24 protein-coding genes and 1 pseudogene are annotated in these 25,493 nt (G+C 62.6%); 8 read left to right on the forward strand and 17 right to left on the reverse strand.

Going from position 1 to position 25,493, the window contains the following annotated elements; genetic code table 11:
* Window positions 1–671: 671 nt before the first annotated feature.
* The 5 genes from rpsN to ACIQTW_RS18325 all read right to left on the reverse strand — a co-directional run bounded on the left by rpsN (window position 672) and on the right by ACIQTW_RS18325 (window position 3,085).
* Window positions 672–977 (reverse strand): 30S ribosomal protein S14, encoded by a 306-nt coding sequence (gene rpsN, locus ACIQTW_RS18305; RefSeq protein ID WP_011776360.1) that lies wholly within the window; start codon window positions 975–977, stop codon window positions 672–674.
* A 4-nt stretch (window positions 978–981) separates the two neighbouring features.
* On the reverse strand, window positions 982–1,149 hold the full coding sequence (gene rpmG, locus ACIQTW_RS18310) for a 50S ribosomal protein L33 (RefSeq protein ID WP_003798558.1): 168 nt from the start codon (window positions 1,147–1,149) through the stop codon (window positions 982–984).
* Complete coding sequence (gene rpmB / locus ACIQTW_RS18315; protein ID WP_011776361.1) at window positions 1,149–1,385, reverse strand: 50S ribosomal protein L28; 237 nt, start codon at window positions 1,383–1,385, stop codon at window positions 1,149–1,151. The genes rpmG and rpmB overlap by 1 nt, the downstream gene beginning before the upstream one ends.
* 402 nt (window positions 1,386–1,787) lie before the next feature.
* Window positions 1,788–2,552: an SGNH/GDSL hydrolase family protein gene (locus ACIQTW_RS18320; protein ID WP_402939864.1), complete on the reverse strand. Its 765-nt coding sequence runs from the start codon at window positions 2,550–2,552 to the stop codon at window positions 1,788–1,790.
* 53 nt (window positions 2,553–2,605) lie between these two features.
* A complete protein-coding gene (locus ACIQTW_RS18325; RefSeq protein WP_091463442.1) occupies window positions 2,606–3,085 on the reverse strand; it encodes a MarR family winged helix-turn-helix transcriptional regulator in 480 nt (159 codons plus the stop codon).
* Window positions 3,086–3,153: 68 nt separating this feature from the next.
* Here ACIQTW_RS18325 and ACIQTW_RS18330 point away from each other — a divergent pair, with 68 nt between their 5' ends.
* Window positions 3,154–3,441, forward strand: coding sequence for a YciI family protein (locus tag ACIQTW_RS18330; protein WP_017198794.1), 288 nt, complete (start codon window positions 3,154–3,156; stop codon window positions 3,439–3,441).
* On the opposite strand, the gene ACIQTW_RS18335 is transcribed toward ACIQTW_RS18330, so the two are convergent.
* The 7 genes from ACIQTW_RS18335 to ACIQTW_RS18365 all read right to left on the reverse strand — a co-directional run bounded on the left by ACIQTW_RS18335 (window position 3,417) and on the right by ACIQTW_RS18365 (window position 10,485).
* Window positions 3,417–4,238, reverse strand: a complete 822-nt coding sequence (locus ACIQTW_RS18335; RefSeq protein WP_402939868.1) for an SGNH/GDSL hydrolase family protein — start codon at window positions 4,236–4,238, stop codon at window positions 3,417–3,419. The genes ACIQTW_RS18330 and ACIQTW_RS18335 overlap by 25 nt on opposite strands.
* On the reverse strand, window positions 4,235–5,071 hold the full coding sequence (locus tag ACIQTW_RS18340) for an SGNH/GDSL hydrolase family protein (RefSeq protein ID WP_402939871.1): 837 nt from the start codon (window positions 5,069–5,071) through the stop codon (window positions 4,235–4,237). The genes ACIQTW_RS18335 and ACIQTW_RS18340 overlap by 4 nt, the downstream gene beginning before the upstream one ends.
* A 238-nt stretch (window positions 5,072–5,309) precedes the next feature.
* Window positions 5,310–6,365, reverse strand: a complete 1,056-nt coding sequence (locus ACIQTW_RS18345) for a siderophore-interacting protein (protein WP_402939874.1) — start codon at window positions 6,363–6,365, stop codon at window positions 5,310–5,312.
* Complete coding sequence (locus ACIQTW_RS18350; RefSeq protein ID WP_402939877.1) at window positions 6,362–7,186, reverse strand: ABC transporter ATP-binding protein; 825 nt, start codon at window positions 7,184–7,186, stop codon at window positions 6,362–6,364. Before ACIQTW_RS18350 ends, ACIQTW_RS18345 begins: the two co-directional genes overlap by 4 nt.
* 1 nt (window position 7,187) lies before the next feature.
* Window positions 7,188–8,297, reverse strand: a complete 1,110-nt coding sequence (locus ACIQTW_RS18355) for a FecCD family ABC transporter permease (protein ID WP_402939880.1) — start codon at window positions 8,295–8,297, stop codon at window positions 7,188–7,190.
* Complete coding sequence (locus ACIQTW_RS18360; protein ID WP_402939882.1) at window positions 8,294–9,409, reverse strand: FecCD family ABC transporter permease; 1,116 nt, start codon at window positions 9,407–9,409, stop codon at window positions 8,294–8,296. Before ACIQTW_RS18360 ends, ACIQTW_RS18355 begins: the two co-directional genes overlap by 4 nt.
* Before the next feature lie 5 nt (window positions 9,410–9,414).
* Window positions 9,415–10,485 (reverse strand): iron-siderophore ABC transporter substrate-binding protein, encoded by a 1,071-nt coding sequence (locus ACIQTW_RS18365; RefSeq protein WP_402939884.1) that lies wholly within the window; start codon window positions 10,483–10,485, stop codon window positions 9,415–9,417.
* Window positions 10,486–10,958: 473 nt separating this feature from the next.
* Between ACIQTW_RS18365 and ACIQTW_RS18370 the strand changes: the two genes are divergently transcribed.
* Entirely contained in the window at window positions 10,959–11,453 is a 495-nt protein-coding gene (locus ACIQTW_RS18370; RefSeq protein WP_402939887.1) for an FBP domain-containing protein, read from the forward strand.
* Window positions 11,454–11,552: 99 nt separating this feature from the next.
* On the opposite strand, the gene ACIQTW_RS18375 is transcribed toward ACIQTW_RS18370, so the two are convergent.
* From ACIQTW_RS18375 to ACIQTW_RS18385, 3 genes and pseudogenes are all read right to left on the reverse strand, one after another.
* Entirely contained in the window at window positions 11,553–15,044 is a 3,492-nt protein-coding gene (locus ACIQTW_RS18375; RefSeq protein WP_402939890.1) for an ATP-binding protein, read from the reverse strand.
* Window positions 15,045–15,388: 344 nt separating this feature from the next.
* Window positions 15,389–16,225 (reverse strand): annotated as a pseudogene (locus ACIQTW_RS18380) (DUF4194 domain-containing protein); the annotation flags it as partial.
* Window positions 16,218–17,675: a DUF3375 family protein gene (locus tag ACIQTW_RS18385; RefSeq protein WP_402939893.1), complete on the reverse strand. Its 1,458-nt coding sequence runs from the start codon at window positions 17,673–17,675 to the stop codon at window positions 16,218–16,220. The pseudogene ACIQTW_RS18380 and the gene ACIQTW_RS18385, both read right to left, overlap by 8 nt.
* Before the next feature lie 358 nt (window positions 17,676–18,033).
* Between ACIQTW_RS18385 and ACIQTW_RS18390 the strand changes: the two genes are divergently transcribed.
* A complete protein-coding gene (locus tag ACIQTW_RS18390; RefSeq protein WP_402939896.1) occupies window positions 18,034–18,336 on the forward strand; it encodes a hypothetical protein in 303 nt (100 codons plus the stop codon).
* A gap of 62 nt (window positions 18,337–18,398) precedes the next feature.
* Window positions 18,399–20,363, forward strand: coding sequence for an acyl-CoA dehydrogenase family protein (locus ACIQTW_RS18395; protein WP_402939899.1), 1,965 nt, complete (start codon window positions 18,399–18,401; stop codon window positions 20,361–20,363).
* Window positions 20,364–20,367: 4 nt separating this feature from the next.
* Here the strand turns inward: ACIQTW_RS18395 and ACIQTW_RS18400 are convergent, their stop codons facing one another.
* Entirely contained in the window at window positions 20,368–20,772 is a 405-nt protein-coding gene (locus ACIQTW_RS18400) for a YchJ family protein (protein ID WP_402939902.1), read from the reverse strand.
* Window positions 20,773–20,960: 188 nt separating this feature from the next.
* On the opposite strand from ACIQTW_RS18400, the gene ACIQTW_RS18405 reads away from it, so the two are divergent.
* Window positions 20,961–21,827 (forward strand): hypothetical protein, encoded by an 867-nt coding sequence (locus ACIQTW_RS18405; RefSeq protein ID WP_402939905.1) that lies wholly within the window; start codon window positions 20,961–20,963, stop codon window positions 21,825–21,827.
* A 7-nt stretch (window positions 21,828–21,834) separates the two neighbouring features.
* Here ACIQTW_RS18405 and ACIQTW_RS18410 read toward each other — a convergent pair whose 3' ends face one another.
* The gene (locus tag ACIQTW_RS18410; RefSeq protein WP_402939907.1) at window positions 21,835–22,326 is read right to left on the reverse strand and encodes a flavin reductase family protein; all 492 of its coding nucleotides are present in this window, start codon (window positions 22,324–22,326) and stop codon (window positions 21,835–21,837) included.
* 249 nt (window positions 22,327–22,575) lie between these two features.
* Here ACIQTW_RS18410 and ACIQTW_RS18415 point away from each other — a divergent pair, with 249 nt between their 5' ends.
* The 3 genes from ACIQTW_RS18415 (at window position 22,576) to ACIQTW_RS18425 (ending at window position 25,439) form a co-directional block, all read left to right on the forward strand.
* On the forward strand, window positions 22,576–23,610 hold the full coding sequence (locus ACIQTW_RS18415; RefSeq protein ID WP_402939910.1) for an aldo/keto reductase: 1,035 nt from the start codon (window positions 22,576–22,578) through the stop codon (window positions 23,608–23,610).
* Window positions 23,611–23,774: 164 nt separating this feature from the next.
* The gene (locus ACIQTW_RS18420) at window positions 23,775–24,878 is read left to right on the forward strand and encodes a sulfite oxidase (RefSeq protein ID WP_402939912.1); all 1,104 of its coding nucleotides are present in this window, start codon (window positions 23,775–23,777) and stop codon (window positions 24,876–24,878) included.
* A 183-nt stretch (window positions 24,879–25,061) separates the two neighbouring features.
* Window positions 25,062–25,439 (forward strand): RNA-binding S4 domain-containing protein, encoded by a 378-nt coding sequence (locus ACIQTW_RS18425; RefSeq protein ID WP_402939915.1) that lies wholly within the window; start codon window positions 25,062–25,064, stop codon window positions 25,437–25,439.
* The last annotated feature ends 54 nt before the right edge of the window (window positions 25,440–25,493 follow it).

A 25,493-nucleotide genomic window follows, 5' to 3' on the forward strand; every position in this document is an offset into this window, starting at 1 on the left:
ACTATTGAGTTCTCAAACAACAGACACACCCGGCACCACCAAACCCCCCACAAGGGGCCAGGATCGCTCCGGAGCAACTTTTCAAACTTACCCGATCAACCGGATCTTCGCAAATCGGCGTTTCCGCAATTTTCGATCCGAGTCCCGGCCCCGCCCGGCACAGGCACGCTCAGAAGCGCGCCATTTTCCAGGCTGTTATCAGGGGGTCGGCCCCCGCGGTTCTCAGCTCCAGGCTGTCTCACTCGCGGCGACTCAGAAGACATTACACGGCCATAAGCCCGGGCACAAATCACCGCTAACATCACCCAAAATCCCCGCAAACACAGGCCAAGCGACCTCATAACGACCCCAAACAAACAAAAAAGCCGCCAAAACAGCCCACGTGAAGCCCGTCACAACCTCAGCCACACCACCAAACCACCGCCCCGCGCCCACGCCACCCCCGCCGTCGAACGTTCAACCAAACCCGAGGGAAGTGAGCGGGCGTCGACCTGAAGCTCTAGGGAAGTGAGCGGGCGTCGAAAGGAGGCGGGTTCATCCGGCAGCGCGCGGCCAAGGTGCGCCCACCGAGCGCGCAGAGGATGACCACCGTTCCCTCCAATGACAAACGCGCTTAAACGCAAAAAGGGCCGGCAACCATGACGGTTGCCGACCCTTTTAGAGCTTCGTGATTACCAGGAAGACTTGGTGATGCCCGGGAGCTCACCGCGGTGAGCCATGTCGCGGAAGCGAACACGGGAGATACCGAACTTCTGGAGCGTGCCGCGGGGACGGCCGTCGATCTGGTCGCGGTTACGCAGACGGATCGGGGAGGCGTTGCGGGGCAGCTTCTGCAGGCCGAGGCGTGCAGCTTCGCGTGCTTCGTCAGTCGCGTTGGGGTCAACCAGGGTCTTCTTCAGTTCGAGACGCTTGGCAGCGTAACGCTCAACAATGACCTTGCGCTGCTCGTTGCGAGCAATCTTTGACTTCTTTGCCATGTGTTTAGCGCTCCTCTCGGAATTCGACGTGCTGGCGGATCTTGGGGTCGTACTTCTTCAAGACCAGGCGGTCAGGATCGTTACGACGGTTCTTGCGGGTTACGTAGGTGTAACCGGTGCCCGCGGTGGACTTCAGCTTGATGATCGGACGTACGTCCTTGTCCTTTGCCATTAGAGCTTTACTCCTCGTGCCAGGATGTCGGCGACGACTGAGTCGATGCCGCGTACGTCGATTGTCTTGATGCCACGGGCTGACAGGGTCAGCGTGACGTTACGGCGCAGGGACGGAACCCAGTAGCGCTTCTTCTGAATGTTCGGGTCGAACCGACGCTTGTTGCGACGGTGCGAGTGCGAAATGCTGTGTCCAAAGCCCGGCTCGGCTCCGGTCACTTGGCAGTGTGCTGCCATGACTCTCCTCCAAAGATTGAATGTAACGGCGTGCAGATGTTCCTGCGTTGCCGTGCGACAGGCAGCGTCCGCATCCGGGTCCAGACCATTTCGGTAGTTTCCGCAGCAAGTGCGGCGAAGAAGGTTGGCCTCAAGACCGGGCAGTGATAATCACTGGAACAGATCCTGGGATACCGGGCGAATACAGGAATGCACGCAACTTGAGCCCCTAACTACCGGCCACCGGGACGTCAGTAAAACCGACAGTCACCACCAACCGGAGCAATTGCACACGATCCGCACTACCTAGCGCCTAACTATTCTACGGGTCAGGCCAAATTAAGACCAATCCGGCATCATAAGCCCTTGCCGTCCACTGCCGGAACACCGACTCAACCTTGGCGGGTCGCCCGGCAGCCCGGATTACAGCGGCCGGATCAACTCCGGGTATTTCGGGCTCAAACCGTCGCCGGAGGACACTCCACGCACGCGGCGGGCAACCCATGGCGCCGCGGACTCGCGGAACCATCGTGCGTTTGCCTTCAATGCCTCAACCCGGTTCATAAGTCGGACCGGCGCCAGTTCGGGGACCTCGATGACGTGCTCGTGCTCGAGGACATCCAGGACGCGCTTTGCCATGTTGACGTGGCCTGCGGTGGACATGTGCATGCGATCCTCACCCCAGAGGCGCCAGTCGTCGTACTCGTCGAACCGCCAATAGTCCACCAGGAGGGCGCCGTGGTTTTCGGCGATTTCACGCACCAGTTCGTTGTAGATCGCGGTGCGGCCGCGCATGGCGCTGAAAACCTTCGAGCCCTTCGCATCAAAGCCCGTGAAGAGGACCACTGTGGCTCCCGACGCGCTCAACTTGGCGATGCCGGCGTCGTACTCTTCCAAAAGCGAGTCGATATCGATCTTGGGCCGCAGGATGTCGTTCGCCCCCGCATACAACGTCACCAAAGTTGGCTTCATCGCGACGGCGGCATCAACCTGCTCCGCCATGATCTGCCGGAGCTTCCGGCCTCGGATAGCCAAGTTGGCGTAGCCGAAGTCCGGGTTGCTGTAGGCGAGCTGCCCGGCAACGACGTCGGCCCAGCCGCGAACGCCGTTGGGGCGGGTGGGATCGTCGTCTCCAACACCCTCGGTGAACGAGTCCCCCAGGGCAACATAACGGGCAGAAAAATCCATGCCGTCAGTCTGCCACTTCAACGCTTGAGGCCACAAAGCCTGCAGCAGGAGGGCTAGGAATCGCGCAGGATCCAGTGGTTGTTGTCCAAGCGGGCAACGATTTTCTCGCCGATGCGTGCAAGGTCCGAGACGTCCTCGGGACTAAGGGAATCGAGCATCAACGTGCGCACGGACTCCACGTGTCCCGGGGCTAGGGACACGATGGTGGACATGCCCGCGTCGGTCAGATGCGCCACAGTGACACGGGCGTCGCCGGGGTGCGCTTGCCGTTCCACCCACCCGCGTTTTTGCAGCTTGGTCACCACGTGCGAAAGGCGCGACAACGAGGCACTTGTCCGTGCGGCGAGCTCACTCATGGGAAGGTATCGGCCCTCGGTTTCGGAGAGCATCGCAAGCACGTTGTAGTCGAACAGGGACAGTTTGCCGGCCGACTGAAGCTGGGTGTCCAACGCCGAGGGGAGCAAAGTGTTGATGCTCAGCAGGGCTAGCCAAGCACGGCGTTCGTCGGCATTCAGCCAGCGGGGTTGAGTCATGCATCCATCTTATGAGAATTCCCTCCTTACTTAGCTCCATGCCCGGCCTCAGGCGATAGGCTGGCGGCATGTTTGTCGTCTCATTGACCTACAAAGTTCCCGACGAAATTGTCGATTTCCACCGCCCCGGCCATATGGCTTGGCTTAAGGACGCGTTCGACGCCGGAACCTTCCTTGCGTCCGGACGCCGCGTCCCAGCCACCGGCGGCGTTCTGCTCTCCAAAGTGGACAGGGCGACACTGGACGCTTCCCTTGCAAAGGACCCGTTCTACAGCAACGGAGTGGCCGAGTTCGAGATCATCGAATTCACTGCCACCAGCGTGGCTGAAGGCTACGAAAACCTGCTCGATAACTGAGGTTTTGCCCGACTGGTTCCCAGCCGTTCCGGCAGCACCACGGGCATCATTTCCGGCCATCGCGCCCCCAGATGGTCACCGCTCGAGACGCCGAGGACCCGTCGCTTAAGCCAAGGCCCGACGTCGCGCCGCAGCCAGGCGGCGTCGTCGGCAAGGTTTTCGGTGAGCGTCCGCGGACGGGGAGCTGCGAACGTTGGTGAGGTCAGTGAGTGCGGGGCTCCGAGGACTTCGAGGACTTTCTTGGCCATGTAGCTGTGGCCCGGGGTGGACATGTGCAGGCGATCCGGGGCCCACATTCGCGGGTCCTGAAATTTCTCAAAGCACCAGTAGTCCACCAGCAGCGTTCCGTACTCTGCGGCAATACGCCGAATGTGACGGTTGTAGATGGCAGTGCGTAGCTTGAGCGGCTCAAGCAGGGGCGATAAAGGAACGTTGTAACCCGTGAAGAGCAGGACCGTGGCTCCGCTGGCTCTGATCCTTCTGACAGCATCTTCGTAGTCCGTGATGAGCTTGGCCATGTTGAGCCTTGCCATGAGGAGATCGTTCCCGCCGGCGTAGAAGCTGACCATCGTGGGATTCATGGCGAGGGCTGGCTCGATTTGTTCGTCGATGATCCGCTGGAGGCGACGCCCACGAATAGCCAAGTTGGCGTACCTCACGGTTTCGTCGTGTCTTGCCAGTTCTTCGGCCACGCGGTCCGCCCAGCCCCGGCAGTTGTTGGGGAGCCTGAGATCGATGTCGCCGACGCCCTCAGTGAAGGAGTCGCCGAGGGCCACAAAGCGGATCTGATCTCTCATTGCGCTTTCTCCCGGTCCTCCATGAGCTTTTTCAGGCCGCCCTTGCGTGGAACTCTTACGGGCTCCGGCCAACGCGGGCTGATTGAATCCCCCAGAGTGACGCCGCGTAGTTTGCGTCCGAATAGCGGAACCACCCAGTCGTTGACCCAGCGGCGTTGCCGGCGCTCCCATTCGCGCATGGACAGGCGGGTGGGCGGGTCCCACTCTTTCGGGGAGATTTTGTGCGGGACGTTGAGGTGATCCAGAACCTGGGCAGCCAAATATTTGTGGCCCGCTTTGGACATGTGGAGCCGGTCCGAAGCCCACATCCGTGAGTCCTTGTACGCGTCGAAACACCAATAGTCCACCAGGACCGCGCCATATTTCGCTGCGATGTCGCGGACTCTCTGGTTGTAGAGCGTGTTGCGTTTCTTGAACGGTTCCAGGACGGCAGAAACCTTTACGTCGAACCCGGTAAACAGGACCAGCGTGGCCCCGGTTTCGCTGAGTCGCGCAACGAGCAACTCGTAGTCATTGAGGAGAGCATCCATATCGGTGCCAAAGTCGAGGATGTCGTTGCCGCCTGCGTAGAGCGTGACGAGCGTTGGCTCCATGGCGAGGGCCGGCTCAAGTTGTTCATCGATGATGTGCCGGAGCCGTTTGCTGCGCACTGCCAGGTTGGCGTACTCCCAGCCCGGCTGGGCTTTGGCCAATTTCTCTGCAACCCGGTCGGCCCATCCGCGGACCCCGTTGGGCAGGACCTTACTCGGGTCCCCCACTCCTTCGGTGAAGGAATCCCCGATGGCGACATACCGCCGTCGAACCTTTTTCCCGTCCCCGAATTCCTCCCGCACGCAGCCGACGCTACCCGTACCCGGTTACACCCCAGCCAACCCAACGTGAACAAACCCGAGGGACGTGAGCGAGCGTCGCCCCCAAACCCGAGGGAAGTGAGAGAGCGTGGGAAGGTGACGCCAGGACGGGCCGCTCGGCGGGCATCCGGCAGCGTGCGTCAAAGCGACGAAGGAGCAACACGCCGAGGATGGCCACCGAGCTGCCACCCAGCCGCTGCGGCGGACCAGAAGAACAGGCTTAGCCCTCCGCCTTGCCGCGTCGCCAGTAACCCATGAAGGCAACCTGCTTGCGGTCGATGCCAACGTCCCGCACCAAGTACCGCCGCATTTCCTTGATCACGAATGCTTCACCGGCGATCCATGCGTAGAACGGCAGGGCGCCTGCGGGAAGGGTGGGGTTTTTGGTGGCTTCGATGGCTGCGGTGTCCATGCGCTGCGGGGTTTCCCAGAGGATGTCCTGGTCCACGTTGACGTCTTCGGGCTCAGGTCCTGCGGCGGTGCCGGCACCCTTGATGCCTACCCAGCCCGGCACGGGAACAGCCTTGGCGACAGCTTCCTTGAGGAGTTCGCCGTGGGGACGTGAGCGTCCGATGGCTGCACCACGTGCGAGCCAGGTGATTTCGATATCGGCTTCAGTGGAGATGTCTTGGAAGTCGCCAGCCTCGGGCACCTCAAGGAAGGCATGCCCGGTCATGTCGGCGGGCAGGCTTTCCAGAATGGCGCTGATGGCAGGGACAGCGGTTTCGTCGCCGGCCAGAAGTACGCGCTGGGCCAAGCCCGGACGCCATTCGATGCCGCCGTAGGCGCCGGCAGTGGTGCACTGGGCTGCACGGTTGTTGGGGCCGATGATGGTGATGGCGTCCCCTGGTTTTGCAGAAACCGCCCAATTGGCAGCGGGTCCACCGTGGCCAGCGTCGTCGAAGTGCATGACGAAGTCGATGTCGATCTCGGGGTAAACGGCGTCCAGGCGCTCGGACCGGACGGTGTAGGTGCGCATGTCACCGCGGACGGATGGGTCCATGGCCAACCATTCCTGGTACCAGCCGGCCTCTTCCATCTTGAAGGGAGGGAGCGGGATCTGCTGCCCGGAAGCGTCGAAGGACGGGATCATCAACTTCACGCGGAGGTCCAAAGTGTCCCCTGCAACGCCGAAGTCACGCAGCGAGTAGCCGCCGAAGGTGATTCGACGGAAGTTAGGGCTGAGCTCCTGCACGGCCGTCACGGTGACGTCGAAGGCGAGGGTCATGGGCTCCACGGCGGCACTTGCTTTTGCCTGTGTCGGTTGTGCACTCATGAGGCGATCTCCAGTTCGTTGGTTGAAGCGGGGCGTGCGTGGTGGCGTCCGATGGGGACGATCAGCGGGGTGCCTGAGATGGGGTCCGGAACTACTCGGGATTCCAAGCCGAAAACGTTGAAGACCAGTTCTTCCGTCACGACGACGGGCGCCGGCCCTTCGGCCACGATGCACCCGCCTTTCATGGCAATGACGTGGTCGGCGTAGCGGGCAGCGAGATTGAGGTCGTGGAGCACGATCGCCACGGTGGTTCCGCGGCTGCGGTTGAGGTCCGTGACCAGGTCCAGGACTTCCACTTGGTGTGCCAGGTCCAAATACGTGGTGGGCTCGTCCAGCAGCAGCACTTCGGTTTCCTGAGCGAGGGCCATGGCGATCCAGACGCGCTGGCGCTGTCCGCCGGACAACTCGTCGATGCTTCGCTCAGCGAGTTCCAGCGTTGAGGTGGCGTCGAGCGCACGCTGTACCGCGGCGTCGTCGGCTGCGCTCCAGCTACGGAAGAAGCCTTGGTGCGGGTAGCGGCCGCGGCCCACGAGATCGCGCACGGTAATACCGTCCGGGGCGGTGGGGTGCTGCGGGAGAAGCCCGAGCGTGCGGGCTAGTTCGCGGGCAGGGCGGGTGTGAATGTCCTTGCCGTCCAGCGTCACGGTACCGCCGGCGGGCTTGATGAGGCGCGACAGGCCGCGCAGGAGGGTGGACTTGCCGCAGGCGTTGGCGCCCACGATCATGGTCACTTTGCCTTCGGGAATCTCGGTGGTGAGCCCCTCCACCACCTTGCGTGCCTCGTACTGGAGCGTGAGGTCCTTGGCATTAAGGATGGCCATGTCAGGCCTCCTTTCGGTTCGACGTGACCAGCAGCCACAGCAGGAAGGGGGCACCGAGGGCGCCGGTGATGACGCCGACCGGAAGGACGGTTCCGTCGAGGATGACGGGAGCGATGTTGGAGGCGAAGAAATCTGCGAGCAACACGATCAGGGCGCCGGTAAGGGCCGCCGCCGGGAGGCTGGGTTTACGGACGATGCGGCGGGCGATCGGTCCGGCAAGGAAAGCGACGAACGCTACAGGACCGGCAGCAGCGGTGGCGACGGCGGCAAGTCCGACGGCGGTCAGCACCAGGGCCAGCCGGGCGGCGTTGACTCTGATCCCGAGCCCCGCAGCAGCGTCGTCGCCGAGTTCGAGGATGCGCAAGGGGCCGGCAAGGGCAATGACGGCGGGGACCAGGATCACCAATGACACTGCGAGGACGCCTGCCCGGTCCCAGGTGGCGGAGTTCAGGGATCCGTTGAGCCAGATGAGGGCGTCGGCCGCGGTGCGGATGTCCGCGCGGGTCATGAGGAAGTTGACCACTGCGTGAAGTGCAGCGGCGATACCCACGCCCGCCAGGATGAGCCGGTTGCCTGCTGCGTTGCCGCGGCTTCCTCCACCCGCACCGGAACCGCCACGGGAGATTGCGTAGATGATGGCCGCGACGCCAAGCGCTCCGCCGAGGGCAGCACCGGAAACCACGGCTCCGGAAGCACCGAAGATGACGATGGCCGTCACGGCCGCCGCGCTGGCGCCGTAACTGATACCAATGATGTCCGGGCTGGCCAGCGGGTTGCGCAGCATGGTCTGGAACAGTGCGCCGGCCAGGCCGAAAGCGATACCGATCATGGTTCCAACTACGGCACGGGGCAGCTTGTGCTCCATCACGATGAAGCTGGCTCCGGGGATTTTCTCGCCGCCAGTCAGGTGGTTGATGACTATGGTGAAGAAGTCCGGGACGGTCACCGTGTAGCTGCCCAGCAGAACGTACACCGCGAACATGACCACGAGGGCCAGCCCGAGGAAGAATGTGGGGCTCAGCACGCGCCGAAGTGACATTTGATGCCCATGTTTGTGGGAATCATTGGCGTGAAGTGCCAACTCGGTGGGGAGTTTGTGAACGGTGGTCACAGGCCGGCCCGCTTTCCGCGGCGGATGAGCCAGACGAAGACGGGAGCGCCAATGATGGCGGTCATGATGCCTGCGGGGACTTCACCGGGGAGAAGGATCACGCGGCCAACAATGTCGGCGCTGATCAGCAGGATAGGGGCCGCAACGGCGGAAAACGGCAGGATCCACCGGTAGTCCGGGCCGGTCAAGGAGCGGACGGCGTGGGGTATGACCAGCCCAAGGAAGGCAATGGGCCCGGCTACGGCAGTGGCGGATCCGCACAGCAACACAATGCCCAGGCCTGTGATGCTGCGGGCAAGCGTGACATTTTGGCCGAGGCCGCGGGCAATGTCATCGCCCAGGGCAAGGCTGTTCAGAATGCGACCGCCGGCCAGGACAATCACGGCCCCGACTGCGAGGAACGGCAGCGCGGGAAGGAGGACGGACCAATCACGTCCACCAATGGTGCCCACCTGCCAGAAACGGAAGCGGTCGAAAGTGTCCTGGCTCGAAACCAGGATGACGTTCATCAGTGAGAACAGTCCGGCGCTCAGGGCCGCACCCGCGAGAGCTAGCTTGACCGGCGTCGCACCGTCACGGCCGATGGACGCGATTGCGTAAACCACGACGGCGGCAGCCGCGGCGCCGATGAAGGCGAACCAGATGTAGCCGGACAGGGAGCCGATACCGAAAACGTAGATTCCCACGACGACTGCAAGGGCAGCACCGGCGTTGAGCCCCAGGATGCCGGGGTCGGCCAAGGGGTTGCGGGCAACGCCTTGCATGGCTGCACCGGCCAAACCAAGTGCGGCCCCGGCAAGGAGCCCCAGCACCGTGCGTGGAATCCGGGCGATCACCACAGCGTGGTTGCCATCTGCCGGGTTGAAGGCGGTGAGTGCTTCCCACACGGTATTGAGGGGAAGGCCGCGTGCGCCGATCCCCAAGGATGCAGCGCACACTGCGGTGAGTACGACGACGGCCGCCAGCAGCCAAGCGGCACGCTTGCCTGCTGGGCTGTGGGAGCCGGTTCCCCCTCCGGTTCCCGCAGTTTCAGGGGAGATGCCTCCCGGGCCAGCCGACACCAAAGTGCCGTTGCCCCGCCCCTGGACTGCCGCCGTCGTACTCAGTTTCATTGCAGTTACTTGCCCGCTGCGTCTGCTGCTTTACCCAGCTGCGGCAGGAACGTGTCCAGCGCCCACGGCAGGCTCAGCGGCGAAGAAGCGGAGATGGCCAGCGTCAGGGTGTTGTCCGAATCGGCAACCAACGCGCCCTTCTTGACGGCCGGGATTTGGCCGAGCAACGGGTCAGCCTTGATGGCTTCGGCAGTGGTGGCGTCCGGAACCCAGGTCACGAAGATGTCGGACTCGAGCTCGTTGGCCTTCTCGGCGGACCACGGGATGAAGAAGTCCGTGGACGTCTTGGTGTTCTCGGTGACTACCGGAGCCAGCTTCATGCCGATTTCGGAGAGGAAGCGGGGACGGTTGTCGATTGCGGTGTAGACGTTGGCGCCGTCACCCTTGGCGGGTTCGAGGTTGCCGTAGATGAAGGTCTTGTCCTTGATCTGCGGGAACTTGGAAACCTTGTCATTGACGGTGGTTTCGGTGTCCTCGATCAGCTTCTTGGCTTCGGCTTCCTTGCCCAGTGCCTTGCCGATCAGGGTGGTGCTCTCCTGCCAAGGGGTGCCATAAGCGAGCTCAGGCTGTGCCACAACGGGGGCGATTTCGCTGAGCTTCTTGTAGTCAGCCTCTTCCAGGCCGGAGTACGTGGCCAGGATAACGTCCGGGCTGAGCTTGGCGATCTCGGTGAAGTTGATGCCATCAGCCTCGGAGAACTGGACCGGAGCCTTGTCGGTGCCAAAGCCGGCGCCGAGCTTCTCCAGCGCTGCGTCCTTCCAAGGGGTAGAGCCCTTGTCGTTGTTGCCCCACTCGTTCTTGGGAACGCCAACCGGGACAACACCCAGGGCAATCGCGATGTCGTCGTTGACCCACGAGACGGTAACTACGCGCTTGGGCTGTTCCTTGATGGTGGTCTCACCAAAGACGTTCTTGATGGTCACCGGGAACGTTGCGGAGGCTGCCTGCTCAGTTGCCGGAGCGGAAGTTGCGGGGCCAGTGGAGCAGCCGGTGAGGGTGAGAGCGACGGCGGCCAAAGCGGCCGTCGCGGTTCCTGCTGTTTTCAGCAGGGCGCGGCGTGGGAGAAGGGAAGCCACGGGACTCCTTAAGTAAGTGATGCGAACCTAAGTAAGGCTAGCCTAGCCTGTCGTGAATTAAGAAACGTTTGCGTCACCTAATCCAACTCCTTGCCCAAATGCGACGCAGGTCACACCCTCTCTCACATCCCGCGCCCTTCACCCGAACCCTCTTCCAGTGGACATCTGCCCTGAAGTTTTGAAAGTATTAGCGGCAGCGGACTACCGCTTCCAAGGATCACGACGAGGGGATGAGCGTGCGCACTGATTCAGTTGCTGCAGCCATGGTTGGCGAGGTGGCCGCTTTGGCCTGCTTGGCACTCCCCCGCACGTCGGCATCTTCCTAGGTTTCAAGCACACCCCTTCAAGGCACACCCCCTTAGTAGGGGCTATAGAGCTGTGCCCTTCCTTCGTCCGATGACCGACGCCTGCTGCCCTTACCCGCGCTCATCTTCAGCGCGCGGACGTCGACCATTTCCGAAAGAAGCCATGCCATGCAGAAAATCACTGCCCAACAGATCCGTTCGTCCTTCATCAACGCCAGCCGCTCCGAGGCTGCCCGGCTGAACCTCCCCCGCGACTTCGAAACCATCGACTGGGACAACCTGGAATTCCTGGGTTGGCGGGACGAAAAGATGCCGCAGCGCGGATACCTCGTGGTTCCGCACCGGGGCAAACTCACCGGGATCATGCTCCGGGCTCCCGAAGGTGGCTCTGGGAAGAGGCGCGTAGTCCTCTGCGAACTCTGCCGCGACGTGTTTTCGAAAGACGACGTTTATCTGTGGGTCGCCAAGAAAGCCGGGCAATCCGGTAAGGACGGGAACACTGTGGGAACACTGATCTGCGCCGAATTTGGCTGCAGCGCCAACGTGCGGAAGGAACCGCCCGCCAACGAGATCAACCCGGACCCGGCCGCCGTCGTCGTTCGACAAATCGCAGGACTCGAGTCCAGGACCGAACAGTTCCTTGACCGCGTCCGCGCGAAGTAACTCCAGGACAAGCCCAAGTAGGTAGCAGCAGGTGCCGTTTAGAACCTTCAAAACGGCATCATCTGCTACCTACTTGGGCCCGCCGGACGAAAGGTGACGTCAGCGCAGGACGATGTCCACGGGGTTCGCTTCGGATCGCCATGCTCCTGGCTCGCCGGGTCCTGCGATGACCGGAGCCGTGAGCACACCCGAGCGATTGGTTCGCTTGTCCCGGAGAATTTCAGTGACGGAACCAAGGTGCCTGGACAGGTCAATCACGTTTTCCGGTGCTGCAAGGAGCAACTGGAACCCGAATTCGTGAAGGGCCTTAATCCCCGCACCCGCGAATTCCTCGGACGCCAGTACGAAGGCTTCGTCCATCATCACGGTGCCGTACGTGGTAAAGCCTTGCTCGGCGATGCCCAGCTGGTAGCTCAATGCCGCGGCCATGATGAATGCCGTGAAGCGCTGCCGCTCACCGCCGGACATTGAACCGGTGTCGGCGTGCATGAAGACTTCGGTCTTCTTCTTGCCGGACTTTCCAGAGGCGCCGGCCTTACCCGATTTCGAAGCAACCTCGCGGTGTTCCTTGCACTGGATAAACAGGTGCCCGCGGACGTCCAGCACCTCAGCCCGCCAGCGCCGATCCTCCGGTGTCTGCGATCCAAGCCGCTTCACCAAGGTCTCCAACGACTTATAGCGAGCGGTGAGCTCGGCGTCGTCGTCGATTTCTGCCGTTGAACCAGCACCCGTTGAAGCAACAGCGCTGCGCGACGGCCGCGTGTGCTTCGCTTTCAGGGCATTCTGAATGGCGTCCTTGAACTGTTTGGCCGTGGCCGGAAGGGTCTGTTTGATGTCCAGTTCCAGGAAGCTGCCCTCATGGAAGTTGACCTGCGACAGGATGCCGTTGAGGGGCAGGATGCGGCTGGTGATGCTGCGGCGTTCCTCGTCCAGCAAGTGCAGGAGTGTACTGAACGATTCGTGCGTGCGTTGGTTGAAGAACAGCCGGAATTCGGCCTCTTGAGCAGGCAAGCCGTCGCTGACGATCGCGTGGTACCGGGATTCGAAGTCGCCGGCGGCTCCGATCGATGTGCCGTGGTCAGCGCTGATGGCGCTTCCCCAGTCACGCACGAACGCCTCGAACATGCGGGTCAGCCGTTCGGCCGTCGCCTGGCCGCGGGATTCTGCGGCATGCAGTTCGTCGAGCAGCCTGTTCCGGACGCTGTTGGCGAGGTTGTCGAGCTCGTACAGTTCGGAGACTTCAGCGATGCCGTCGAAGTACGGCTCCAGCGCGGTGACGGTAGAGGCCGACGGCGGTGCTTGCTCCAGCTTCAATCTCGCCGCATCGAGCAGGCCGTCCGCCGTGGTCATCTTGTGGTCCAGCGCCTTGTATTCGCTCTGCAGGACGGCGGCCGTACCTGTGGAGGACTGGTGCTTTTCCCGGACAATCTCGATGTTGGCACGCAGCGGTTCCAGATCTGCCTGCGCGGCCAGGGCATCGACGAGGCGCTGTTCGATCCTGGCAAGTTCATCTGCGGCGACGGCTGCAGAGACCTGCTCCCACGGGCGCTCATCTTCAGCGACCCGGCGCAGTGCTTCGAGCTGGCGAGCCATACCCTGATGCGAATCCTCGCGGCTCTGGGCAAGTTCCGCGGCCTTCACGAGCTCGTTTTCCAGCTCCCCCACGCGCGCCGCCACCAGTTCGAGCTTGGAAGCGTTGTCGAAACCGAGGACGTAGTCCTGGCGGTTCGTGAAACGGTCGTCCTTCTCCACGGTGTGCCGGTTGCGTTTAACCACGCCACCCAGGCTCAGGCCCTTGTCCATCGAAGCAAGCTCGTCAGGATCCTCAACGCACGGGTACGCGAAGTCCAAGGCAATCCGCTCGCGGATCCACTCCCCGGCGTCGCCATTGGCGCCCGAGGTGAGGATGCTCAACTTAGTCAAGAGGTCGCCGTCGGACACGTCCTCCACAGCCAGCGCGCCACCGGCGAGCGGCTTGGAAACATCGACAGCGCGGAGCGCGCCCCGGACGGTGTTGTCGTTCAGGTACCGCGTCACAGCGGCGAAATGCTCACCCGGAACCAGCAACGTGGTGGCGAGGTTGCGCAGCGCTCGCTCGGCGGCCGGACGCCACTGATCCTGGCCCTCTGCGAGATCGATCAGCTCACCACCAAACGGCATCCGCTCTTCCGGAACCCCGGTTGCAGCTGCGATAGCAGCCCGGTTCTCAATGCTCGACGGCGGCAGCAACGACTTGCGCGAACGCAAGGAAAGCAGCTCCTGCTGGGCCGCGGCAAGCTCGCGTTTCTTTGTCGCATGCCCGTCGAAGGCCTCAAAACGAAGCTCTTTGAGCGCCTCGGAATCGTCCTTCAACTCCGCCGAGCGAGCTGCTGCCTGCTCATGCGCCTGATCCCACCCCTCGGCGGACCACTCAAGATTCAGTCCGGCGTCGGCCAACGCCTTCTTTGCCGAATCTTCAACTTGCTGACGCAGCTTGAGGCCAACCCGGGCGTTCTCCAAAGATTGCTCAATAGCCGAAATCGCGTTGCCGCCGCGATTGTTGTAGTCCAGTTCAAGGTCGCGGAGCTCCTTTGCCAAGGCATCCCGCACGCCGCGCTCGGCTGCCAGTTCCTGGGCTTTGGACTGAGCCAACTCCTTGAAACGGGCCAGCGTCTTGGCGTGCACTGTGACCGCAAGCTGCTGCTTGTAGGCCTCGAACTCCTCGCCGGCCAGCTCCCGGAGACGGTTCGCGTCCAGCAGCGCCTGTGCATACTCCTTGTTCAGCCCCGGGACGGGCGCCAACTGGTCCCGCTGCTGCCGGACATCCTCCAACCGCTGCCTAATGGACATCAGGTTGCTGAATTCCTCCACCACATCATCGGCGGCAGCCAGCGTGGCCGGAGCGTCCAGCACCTGGTCGCGGAAGAACGTGTTCACGCTGCCACCCAAGCCCTTACCGGCTTGGATCACGCGAAGCAGCGGAAGCGCCTGGTCCGAGTTGATGCCCAGGAGCCTGCGGAACCTTTCAGCGAACGCCTTGTGCACGTCAAAGACCTGGCCCTCAGGGAAGATCGACTCCAACGCGCCCTTGGTGAAACGCTTCTGCGCAATGCCCTCGATCGCTTCGAGGTCCAACGGCTTGCTGTCAATCACATAAAAACGCCCGACGCTCGACTCCGTGCCATTCTTTGGCAAGTCGAACAGCGCCGACACCGTCACCTTCGTGCCAGCCGCGTTATCAAACGTCAGCGCGACGGCGGACCAAGTGGCACCGGGGCGCTGGAAGGCACTCGCCGAGCTATCCCCCACCGCCTTATCACCCACCTTGCCGCGCATGTAAGTGAACGTGGTCCTCTTGTCCTCCACAGCCCCACCGGATCGCTGGGCCGCAGCCTCGTTCGAGCGCGGACGGGCATCAAACACGCGGAGCATCGCATCAAAGAGGGTCGACTTGCCGACACCCGAGTTGCCCGTAAGGAGCGTGCCTTTGCGGTCCACGTGCATGGTGTGCGCCCCATGGAAGGTACCCCAGTTGACCACCTGCACGAGTGCCAAACGCATCTGACCCGGGTTGGTGAGCTCGCCGAGCGGGAGCATGCTTGCGATAGTCACTTGGTCATCCCTTCAGCGTCGGTTGCGTCCGCGGCGGTACCGGACACATGCTCTGCATGCTCGCTCGTGCCTCCCCGGAAGCCCCCTAGCCTCGCAAGCTCGGCCAGGGAACCCTGCTCCCGTGGGCCCACCTTAGACGCATGCTGCCGCATGTCTCCGGGATCGCCGCTCGCCTCAGCGGACTCGTCACCTTCACCGTCAAGCACGTTGTCCGCTATGGAGTGATTGCTTGAATTGAGGTCTATCTGGTCGGTGACGTGCGCGCTCGAGGTAGACGACGCCGATGCCGCCCCGGGAGTGGCATCGGGCCTGTCGGAGCCGGCAGCATCGTCCGCAGGACGAGTGCTGTCCGGCGAAGGGGCGGGGGCGGCATCGGCGTCATCGTCTTCAGCGGAGGGGTCAAGGTCGATCAACGGCTCTGTGCCGGATTCGTCGGCTGCTACTGCTATCAGGGCCTCGATTTGGGCCGGAATGTCACCGATGTTCTCGAAAGGAAGAGCCAGGGGGAGGGCGTTGCTGATGGTGTAAGTGTCGTCCAGCGGGGTGGGGAGGATAAGTTGGCGGGCCAAGAGTTTGGTGATGGTGCGAGTGACAACGTCAGAGTCCCGGAGGGCATCCTGTTGACCGGCGGGTGTGTAATTGGCGACGAGGTCCGAGATCTCTTCGCGGGTGATGGTGGGGTCGGTCTGGGCTGTGACGTGTCGGTCCAGCAAGAGGCGAAGGCGCAGCAGGACGATGGTTTCCACTCGGCTCAGGGCACGCTGCTGGCGGAGAATGCTGGAGCGGGAACTGGCGCCGATGACTTCCGGGTCAACGGGCCGGAGGACGGCGATTTTGCGGTCGTGGTCGAGCTGGAGGCTGAGGAAGAGCTCGGAGAGGCGACTGCGGAGGATCAACTGGTTATCCAGCAGAGTTGTCCACAATTTCTCGTCGCGGCCCCCGTCGATGTACGGGCCCTTGAGCAGTTTCACCAGCGCGTGCCGCACCTTCATGGGCAGCACACCCGTGTCGCCGGGGAAGAGCGCGGCGCCGTCCACGAACGTATCCCGCGGCGTGACCCGGAATGGGTCCGCATGGCTGACTTCAGGGGCGGGCTCGGCCGCCTCAACATTGACTTCAGTCGCCTCTTCGGTGACCTCGTCCGCTTCGGTGATGTCCGTCGTCGTGATTTCTTCAGTCATCAGAATCCTTGTTCAGCGAGACGACAGGCAGGTACGCGGTGCGGATGCTGCCGTCGATTTGTTCGAAGTCGATGTGTTCCCAGGCGGCCCGGTCGAAGGCCGCACCCGTTTGAAGCGCCATGGACAGCAGGGTGCGCACGGTGTTGATGTGGCGCTCTTCGGGGGGAAGGTTTTCCCATGCATCGCCCAGTGTGGCTGCGCCGGCCATGGCTGCCCGGACAACCTCAGGCCGCGCTTTGCCCGTGCGCGCTGACCGCACCCGGTCGGAGTCGCTGAAGGCGATGGGATCAGCCAGGCGTGGTGGTGTTGCGAATTCGTCGGGGTCGAAAAGTTTGACCATGGCCAGCGACTCGAACCCGGCATTGAACAGTGCGGGTCCGCGGATCAGGCCGGGTCGGTCGCGTTCGTAGGGCATGGATCGGATGGCCTGCTCTGCCTCGGCCAACACCTTTCGCAGGCTGACGGACTGCCTCACGTCGTCGCTCTGGATGTAAGTGTTCAGGCTTTCGGAGAGCTTGCCGTAAATCCGCTGGATCTGACTGTGTTGCGTGCGCAGCTCGGCCACCAGGTTTTTCAGCGTTTCGCGGTCCTCATGGGAGAGGTCATCGGCGAACTGGCGGCTCAGCACCTCGCCGATAGCGGAGCGGAACCGCAACTGCTGCTGTGGATCCTCCAGGAACGCGGTGAACGAGCGGAAGGTGCGGCCCTCGGGGCTTTGCCGCAGGCGCTTGTCGGCCTCCAAAACCTGGGCCATGGTGGCGCCCTTGCTCAGGGATTCCTCGATGATCTGGTTGCGGAGCTCGCCCACCAACTCTTCGATGCGGTCACGCATCTTCTTGTAGTCGGCAGGCAGGCTGGCCGCTAGATCCAGGATGTTGCCGGCCGCTTCAACGGCTTCCTCGTCGTCCAAGAGCCCGTCGAACTCTCCGGAGCTGATGTCTTCCACCAGCTGCTGGCGCTCTTGGATTTCCTCTTCAAGGGCTTCCAATCGTGCGCTCTGGTCCGGATTGGTCTCGTTGGCGAGCTTCTCCACGTCGCCCAGCAGCGTGCCAAGCCGCGAACCGTTCAGCGTGGAACGCTCGCTGGAGAGGCTGTCCAGGAACGCGAGCACACGGGCAGCGGGTTCGGTCACTTCGTAAACGATCTGACCTGATTGGTTGCGTCGCGTCAGGAATTGCTTCCGGGTCCATTCGTCGCCGAAAAGCTTGCCGTTCTGCTGGCCGCCCAACGCCGGGTCCTGCCGGCGGAGCTGCTCAAGGAAAGCGTCGACGTCGGCGTGGAACTCTTCGAGCGGAAGCTGCGGCCGGGTGCGGGTAAAGGATGCTTGAAGCACCGCGATCACCCACGGCGCGGACCGCGTCAGGGCCCAGGCGGGGCCCTTGGTCAACTGTTCGAGGTCACGGAGCCTCGCGCTAATGGCGTCGGCGGAGGACATGGCTGAACGGGACAACTACTCTCCTTCAGCTGCTGCGAAACCTGGCTGGCAGCGAAAACTGCCCCGTACAAGGTTAACGCAGAGCGTCGCCGGGGCCACCGGCGGGCCATCGCTGGCCGGCTGGCGGGTCGGCTGGCGGTCGAAGAGCCGACGTCGAACCAACCCGAAGAGCCGCAGGCAAGTCCGTCCTGATCATTCATAAGCTTGCCCGCCGCAACCATTTCGTAACCTACCGCCCGGTATCGTTTCGATCCCATATCAACGCCGTCACGACGCCTTTCTGCTCTGGCCGGAAAGACCGCCCGCCCCTAGTGTCAGAGCATCGACGCAGCCACGCCGCGTCAACCCATGCATCGTCGCCCCGGGGGGAACCATGAATTTCGACTTCACTGCGCTTGATACAGCCACTTACGTATTCATTGGAACGCTGGTTTTTGCTGCAATTCTGGTGGCCTTTATCGCCGCAGCAGCAATGGCAACAATTATTCTTATCGGAGCAATGGGCCTTGCCTGGTACGCCACTAAGGCAGTGCTGGGCGGTCTGGTCCACGGCATCAACTTTGCATGGGACCGCGTGGTTCACCACGCAGGGCAAGTGGAAATTCCTGCCGAATTCCAGCCACAGGTTTCCCCTAGCACCGGTAGCTACTCGCGGGTAGCATTGAGGGACAGCTGAAGGGTTCGCACCCAAGGCGGACCTTGGCTCCATCCGGCACCACCGGGTAGAGGAGTGATCCCATGACGTCCGCCACTGACAACAGTCTCGCCGCCGCAAGCGTCAATGCCACCGCAGAAGAAGCCCGCGCCGTTGCCGAGGCTGCCCGGGAAACAGAATGGAACCGGCCCAGTTTCGCCAAGGGCCTGTACCTGGGCAGCTTTAACCTCAGCCTGATACACCCGTGGCCGCAAGCCAGAACCGAAGATGTCCAGCGTGGCGAGGAATTCATGGCCCGCTTGGTGACATTCGCCAAAACCATGTCCGGCCGCGTCATCGAGCGCGATGCCAGGATTCCCGACGAATACCTGAAAGGGCTCGCGGACCTGGGTGTTTTCGGCATGAAGATTCCAAGCGAATATGGCGGATTGGGCTTATCTCTAGTCTATTACGGCCGCGCCCTTGCCCTGCTGGGATCCGTACATCCGAGCCTCGGCGCCCTGATTTCCGCCCACCAATCCATCGGCGTTCCGGAACCCGTAAAAGAATTTGGTACGCCCGAGCAGAAACAGGAATACCTGCCGCGCTGTGCCGCCGGCGCTATTACCGCGTTCCTCCTGACAGAGCCCGACGTCGGCAGCGACCCCGCGCGCATGGGCGCCACTGCAGTGCTGTCCGACGACGGCGAGTCCTACCTTTTGGACGGCGTGAAACTGTGGACTACTAACGGCGTGATCGCCGAACTCGTGGTGGTCATGGCCAGGGTGCCTTCCCACACCGATGCTGACGGCACCGAGCACAAGGGCGGTATCTCCGCTTTCGTAGTGGAAATGGACTCCCCCGGCATCACCGTGGAGAACCGCAACGTCTTCATGGGCCTGCGCGGCATCGAGAACGGCGTGACGCGCTTCCACCAGGTTCGCGTCCCTGCGGCCAACAGGCTCGGCCGTGAAGGCCAAGGCCTCAAGATCGCCCTCACGACGCTTAATACCGGACGGCTCTCCATCCCCGGCCTTTGCGTCGCTGCCGGAAAGTGGAGCCTGAAAATCTCCCGCGAATGGTCCAACGCCCGGACCCAGTGGGGGCGGCCGGTGGGCAAACACGAGGCCGTGGGCAAGAAGATCGCCTTCATCGCCGCCACCACTTTCGCACTGGAAGCCGTGTTCGAACTTTCCGCCGAAATGGCTGATGCCGGCCAAAAGGACGTTCGTATAGAAGCCGCGTTGGCCAAACTATGGTCCACGGAACTGAGCTGCCGCATCGCGGACGAACTCGTGCAGATCCGCGGCGGCCGGGGCTTCGAAACAGCCGATTCCCTGGAAGCCCGCGGTGAACGGGCAGTACCGGCCGAGCAACTCCTCCGGGACCTCCGCATTAACCGGATCTTCGAGGGCTCCAGCGAAATCATGAAGCTCCTGATTGCCCGCGAAGCCGTGGATGCCCACCTTGCCGCCGCGGGCGATCTCGCCTCTGCGGATGCGAGCCTGCAAGACAAGGCGAGGGCCGCCGTCGGGGCCTCCGGCTTCTACGCAAAATGGCTCCCCAAGCTCGTGGCCGGTGCCGGGATGGATCCGCGGTCCTATGCTGAGTTCGGGCGCTTGGGCAAGCACTTGAGATTCGTTGAAAGGTCCTCACGGCGGCTTGCCCGGCAGACCTTCTATGGCATGGGCAGGTGGCAGGCCAGGCTTGAGCACAAGCAGGCGTTCCTGGGCAGGATCGTAGACATCGGTGCTGAACTGTTCGCCATGGCCGCGTGCTGTTCACGCGCCGAGATGCTGCTCCAAACCCACCCCGAACAAGGCGCTACCGCGTACGAACTGGCCGACGCGTTCTGCGAGCAGGCGCGCGTGCGGGTGGACGAATACTTCGATCAGCTGTGGAGGAATACTGACGACGGCGATCACGACCTTTCGCGCAAGGTCCTCGCCGGCGACTACGCCTGGTTGGAAGCCGGCGTCCTGGACCAATCCGAAGGAACCGGCCCCTGGATCGGCGATGCGTCGCCGGGCGCCTCAACCAAGGAGAACCTGCACCGCAGCTACCGGTGAGCCGTTAACGAACGTCCCCATCCACATAGAACCAGCGCTTGTCTTCCCGCACGAAGCGGCTGATTTCGCGCTGGACGCCGCGTTCGCCGTCGAGCCTGTAGTGCGCAGCGAACTCCACGGTCCCTGTCGTGTCCAAGGGTCCGCCATTCGAAGTGCGAACGATGTCCAACCTGCGCCACTCCGTGTCTGGATCGAGGTCCATGGACGTTGGACGGGTGGAGGCGTGCCAGGTGCGCAGGAGGTAGCCGGCATCAAGAACGACGAAGGCCGCATACCTGGAGCGCATGAGTTGCCCGGCTGTGGGCGCGTCCGCCTCGCCGCGGTGGAACCGTCCGCAGCAATCGACGTACTGCTCGCCGGAGAGACATGGGCAAGCGCCGTTGCGGAGTCGGGCTGAATCAGGGGTCACGAGGTCCCAATCTAAGGCTAAAAATGAGAGCTGGGCAACATATTTTCCCACGCCGTATAACAGCTTTGAAACAACCCCGCCAGAGTGTGGGGCGGGGCGTGATTCCGTCGGTGCTGGACCTTAGGCTTATAGATGCAAGCTGGGTGGGCAATGGGCGCATCACAAAACGACGGCCAGGGGAGGCTAACGTGGAGGATCCGACAACACTCGCCATCAACCTGACGTATTTGGGCACATTGGGACTCGCGGTCCTGATGTTCCTGGGGCTCGGGTTGATCATTATCATCACGCTGGTGGTCGCCGGAATTGGACGGCTACTGTCGATCATCCTCTTGGCGATGGTGGGGATTTTCCCCAAGAAGGACCACACTCCCATCGTTCACCTCCCCCAGCATCAGGCGCACGTGCCGGAGCCCATGGCTGCTGCTGACGATTCCGCTCCTTCCGCACTAGAGCCTGCTTTCGTCCGAGCACCTGCAACTGCCGCAGTTTCCGAACCCGCTGCAGTTGCGCCGGTTACCGCTCCCGCCGCGGCTCCCGCGCCTAAGCGCGACCTTATGGGTGATGTTCGACGGCGGCTGTCTGGCGCCTCTTCCACGCTGAAGGAAGGCGCGTGGAAGGCGAAAGTCGACCCCCGCAACCTGCCGAAACCGGCCGAAGTGAAATCGGTGGTGGAACGCCAGACCGCCCACCATCCCATAGTCGTGGCAGCTGCCAAAGAACCGCCTGTGCTTGCAAAGGATTGGGCGGATGCTGTGGCAGAAGCAGATGAACGGGCGGCTGCGCGCGCCAAGGCACAACAGCCACCCGCTATTAAGGTGACTGTCCGCGACCTTGACGACCCCGCGCCGTCGCCCAATGGCAAAACTCCGGCTCCCAAGCGTCCGGACTTCCCGCCCAAGAGGCCGGACAACGGCCCGACACAGTCGGGCGAGGCCAAGGGCCCTGGCTCAAGCAACGGAGCCAAGAAACCAGGCCCGAACACTTCCAAGAGTGGAAAGTCTCCGAGCCCGATTCGAAAAGGTTCGCTCAGCGGCGCCAGCCGCAACTCCTAGGTGACGCCTACGCTGCCAGCTGCCGGAACGTCGCACCGTGGTAGATCAAGGGCTTGGACTCGAGGTTGACGGCGGTCGCTTTTACCTCGAGAACCACAATCGCGTGATCACCGGCCGGGGTCTCGGAGATGACTTCGCATTCGAATCCCAGCACCGCGCCGTCGATCAGCACTGCACCTGAGTCGCTCACGCTGGTGTCCAGCCCGGCGAAACGGTCGCGCGTCTTGGAGGCCAGTTGGAGGGCCGTCGCTTCCTGACCTTCGGCGAGCACCGAAACGCCCAAGCGCTGGGCCTGACGGAGTTTCGGCCAGGTGGTTGAGGAGTTCTGCACAGCGAACATCACCAAGGGCGGTTCCAGTGAAACGCCAACCGTGAAGGACGACGCCACCAGGGCCTCCGGCGTGAAATCCACCATCGCGCTGAATGCAGCAACTCCGGACGGAAACTGCGCAAATGCTGCCTTGATGGCCGCCGTTTCTTCCACTGTGGTCTGTGTCATTCCGCTGTCCCCTATTCGTGCGTAGCCTGAGTTCCTTTCCCATAATTCACCTGCTTGGGAGAACGGCAATATTTGTTGATTTGAAAGACATTTGTGTTGCCGTATGTCAAGAAATGTCGCGAAGTAAGGCCGCTTCCATTACCTCGCAAGACGAAAAACGAAGAACTTCTACCATTTGCGTTTATGCCTCCGGCGGCCGTGTGTAGCCTCGATTGAACATCCAGCACTGCCCCACCACAGGAAGCCGACATGAGCCTCAACGAGCTACGAACGCTTGGACGCACTGGCGCCCTGATCAGCCCCCTCACTCTGGGAACCTTGAACTTCGGCACCGGCGCCGCACCCACGGGTCCAGCGGAGAGCATCCGCATCATCAAGGCCGCCCTTGACGCCGGTATCACCAGCATTGACACGGCTGACATCTACTCACAGGGCGAGGCCGAAACTGTGGTTGGCCAGGCCATCCACAGCCGCCGCGACGACGTTTTCCTTGCCACCAAGTTCCACGGCCAGATGGGCTCAAACCCTGCGCACGCGGGAAACTCGCGCCGGTGGATTGTCCGGGCTGTGGAGGAGAGCTTGAGGCGGCTGAACACGGACAGGATCGACCTCTACCAAGCGCACCGCCCGGACTATAACACTGATCTGTTGGAGACCATCACAGCCCTCAACGACCTCATTCGGCAGGGCAAGATCCTGTACTACGGCACGTCCGTGTTCAGCCCGGCCCAGCTTGTGGAGGCCCAGTGGATCGCGAACACCAACCACCTGACGCCGCCAGTGGTGGACCAAGTTCCATATTCGCTCCTGGTACGAGCCAACGAACGGGACGTTTTCCCCATCACCCAGCAGTACGGCGTCGGGGTTTTGAGTTATGGGCCGCTCGACGGCGGGTGGCTGGCTGGTGGTTATCGCGTCGGCGGCGGCCAGCCGGAAAGTTCGCGATCGGCTGCGGTTCCGGGCCGCTTCGACGTCAATGCCCCCTTTAACCAAGGAAAACTGCACGCCGCAGATGCCCTCGCGCAGCTTGCCGCCCGCCATGGGTTGACCCTGATCCAGCTTGCCGTGGGATTCGCCCTTAGCCACCCGGCAGTCACCAGCGTGGTCATCGGGCCGCGGACCGAGGACCACCTCACCGACTATTTGAAGGCTGCAGATGTGGTGCTCAGCGAGGCGATCCTCGACGAAATCGACGACATCGTTGCCCCCGCCGTGAACTTTTTAGAGCGCGATGCCGGCACGGTTGCACCCCACCTTGAGTACCCGGAATTACGACGCCGGTAGCCACCTTTGCGTTGCGGGGCCTACTTTGCACGCTCTGTGCTCGCTTTTGGGCGCAGAGCAGGCCTCACAACGAGCTATTGACGAGGTTCGGCTGCAGCGTGATCCTTGACCTAGGTGCTGCGGCACTCCGCAGCGTTTAGCTTCGAGTAGAACGCCGCCGTCCCATGTCCAAGCACCATGTCAAACAAAGAGCAACGAAAACCGCCAACCCCGGACAGCCGACCCAAGGTCCACTGACCCATGAGGAACTGCAGCTCTCCGGGCGGAATCACTCCATGCCACTAGAGGCCCTGCACGACGACATTACGCCGGCCGGCCTTCACTACCTGCTGATCCACTTCGATATCCCACACGTTTCCGCGGAGACATGGCGATTGAGTCTGGGTGGCGCAGTCAATCGGAGTCTCGAGTTGAGTCTTGAGGACATCAAAGCCCGGCCCGCCGTGACCATGCCTGTCACCCTTGAATGCGCAGGCAACGGCCGGTCGCTTCTGCAACCCCGTCCCGTCAGCCAACCCTGGGTTCTGGGTGCCGTGGGTACAGCCGAGTGGACCGGCACCCCGTTGGCGCCTTTGCTGGAGGAAGCAGGTTTGGCGAGCGACGCCGTCGAACTTGTTTTTACCGGTGCTGACAACGGGATCCAAGGTGGCGTCGAAGAGCCTTACGCGCGCAGCCTTTCGGTGGCAGAAGCGATGCATCCCGAAGTCATGCTGGTCTACGCCATGAACGGCAACCCTTTGCCCATCCAGCACGGGTTCCCGCTCAGGCTGCTGGTGCCGGGTTGGTATGGCATGGCGAGTGTGAAGTGGTTGACGTCGATCGAGGCCGTGAAGTCGCGGTTCATGGGGTTCCAGCAGGCTGTGGCGTATCACTATCTTCAGGGCCCTGACGGGCCAGGGATTCCCGTTTCCCATATCCGGGTGCGCTCCCTCATGATTCCGCCGGGAATCCCGGACTTCTATACTCGGCGACGCGTGGTGGACGCCGGTCCCGTGATGCTGCACGGGCGTGCGTGGTCCGGGCACGGCGAGGTGGAGCGCGTTGAGGTAGGAATCGACGGCGAATGGATGCCGGCGCATCTGGAACCTCCCATGGGTGATTTCGCTTGGCGCTCGTGGTCCATGGTGTGGGTCGCGAGTCCGGGCGAGCACGTTCTTCGGTGTCGGGCGATGGATACATCGGGCGCGCTGCAGCCCACGGAGCAGGTGTGGAACTACCAGGGCATCGGGAACAACATGGCGCAGGTTGTCGAGGTGACGGTGCGGTAGTTCTTTCGGTACCGGCCTCCGTCCGGGTCCCGGCGCGGCCCGCCGCGGCCCGACGCGCCGAGATCGCTGGAACGCTGCGTGATCGCCGGAGCGCTCCGGCGTACTCGGTGGCTTCCCGGCCTGCTCACACGTTTCCGGCGTTCTCGCGGGTCTTGCGAAGGCCCGGTTAGACTCTTCCCAACCATGAGTATCCCGACATCATCCCCGGCAAATGTCCGCGTCGACGCCTGGCTTTGGGCGATCCGCGCCTACAAGACCCGTTCGGCCGCCACCGCTGCCTGCCGTGCCGGGCACATCCGCATCAACGGAAACCCTGTCAAGGCGTCGCAGAGCGTGATCATCGGCGACACCATCCGGGTCCGCGAGTCCGGCTGGGAACGGATACTCGAAGTCCGGCGACTCATCGCGAAGCGTGTTGGGGCCGAGGCCGCTTCCCACTGCTTCACCGATCACACTCCCCCGCGCCCAGTTGCCCCTAAGCTGGGACTCCCCCAGCGTGACCGCGGCGCGGGCCGCCCCACCAAGAAGGACCGCCGGGATATGGAGAAGCTTCGGGGGTAGGTGGTTTTGTGGGTGGCAGCGCCTGACACTTATCCACAGGCCGCGTTTTCTGAC

Origin of the sequence: Paenarthrobacter sp. NPDC090517, from assembly GCF_044769165.1 — a bacterium.
Classification (GTDB): Bacteria; Actinomycetota; Actinomycetes; order Actinomycetales; family Micrococcaceae; genus Arthrobacter.

Coding starts and splice junctions, on each gene's coding strand:
- rpsN (WP_011776360.1), bottom strand. CDS start 977: ATGGCAAAGAAGTCAAAGATTGCTCGCAACGAGCAGCGCAAGGTCATT.
- rpmG (WP_003798558.1), bottom strand. CDS start 1,149: ATGGCAAAGGACAAGGACGTACGTCCGATCATCAAGCTGAAGTCCACC.
- rpmB (WP_011776361.1), bottom strand. CDS start 1,385: ATGGCAGCACACTGCCAAGTGACCGGAGCCGAGCCGGGCTTTGGACAC.
- ACIQTW_RS18320 (WP_402939864.1), bottom strand. CDS start 2,552: ATGGATTTTTCTGCCCGTTATGTTGCCCTGGGGGACTCGTTCACCGAG.
- ACIQTW_RS18325 (WP_091463442.1), bottom strand. CDS start 3,085: ATGACTCAACCCCGCTGGCTGAATGCCGACGAACGCCGTGCTTGGCTA.
- ACIQTW_RS18330 (WP_017198794.1), top strand. CDS start 3,154: ATGTTTGTCGTCTCATTGACCTACAAAGTTCCCGACGAAATTGTCGAT.
- ACIQTW_RS18335 (WP_402939868.1), bottom strand. CDS start 4,238: ATGAGAGATCAGATCCGCTTTGTGGCCCTCGGCGACTCCTTCACTGAG.
- ACIQTW_RS18345 (WP_402939874.1), bottom strand. CDS start 6,365: ATGAGTGCACAACCGACACAGGCAAAAGCAAGTGCCGCCGTGGAGCCC.
- ACIQTW_RS18350 (WP_402939877.1), bottom strand. CDS start 7,186: ATGGCCATCCTTAATGCCAAGGACCTCACGCTCCAGTACGAGGCACGC.
- ACIQTW_RS18360 (WP_402939882.1), bottom strand. CDS start 9,409: ATGAAACTGAGTACGACGGCGGCAGTCCAGGGGCGGGGCAACGGCACT.
- ACIQTW_RS18370 (WP_402939887.1), top strand. CDS start 10,959: ATGCAGAAAATCACTGCCCAACAGATCCGTTCGTCCTTCATCAACGCC.
- ACIQTW_RS18390 (WP_402939896.1), top strand. CDS start 18,034: ATGAATTTCGACTTCACTGCGCTTGATACAGCCACTTACGTATTCATT.
- ACIQTW_RS18395 (WP_402939899.1), top strand. CDS start 18,399: ATGACGTCCGCCACTGACAACAGTCTCGCCGCCGCAAGCGTCAATGCC.
- ACIQTW_RS18410 (WP_402939907.1), bottom strand. CDS start 22,326: ATGACACAGACCACAGTGGAAGAAACGGCGGCCATCAAGGCAGCATTT.
- ACIQTW_RS18415 (WP_402939910.1), top strand. CDS start 22,576: ATGAGCCTCAACGAGCTACGAACGCTTGGACGCACTGGCGCCCTGATC.
- ACIQTW_RS18420 (WP_402939912.1), top strand. CDS start 23,775: ATGTCCAAGCACCATGTCAAACAAAGAGCAACGAAAACCGCCAACCCC.
- ACIQTW_RS18425 (WP_402939915.1), top strand. CDS start 25,062: ATGAGTATCCCGACATCATCCCCGGCAAATGTCCGCGTCGACGCCTGG.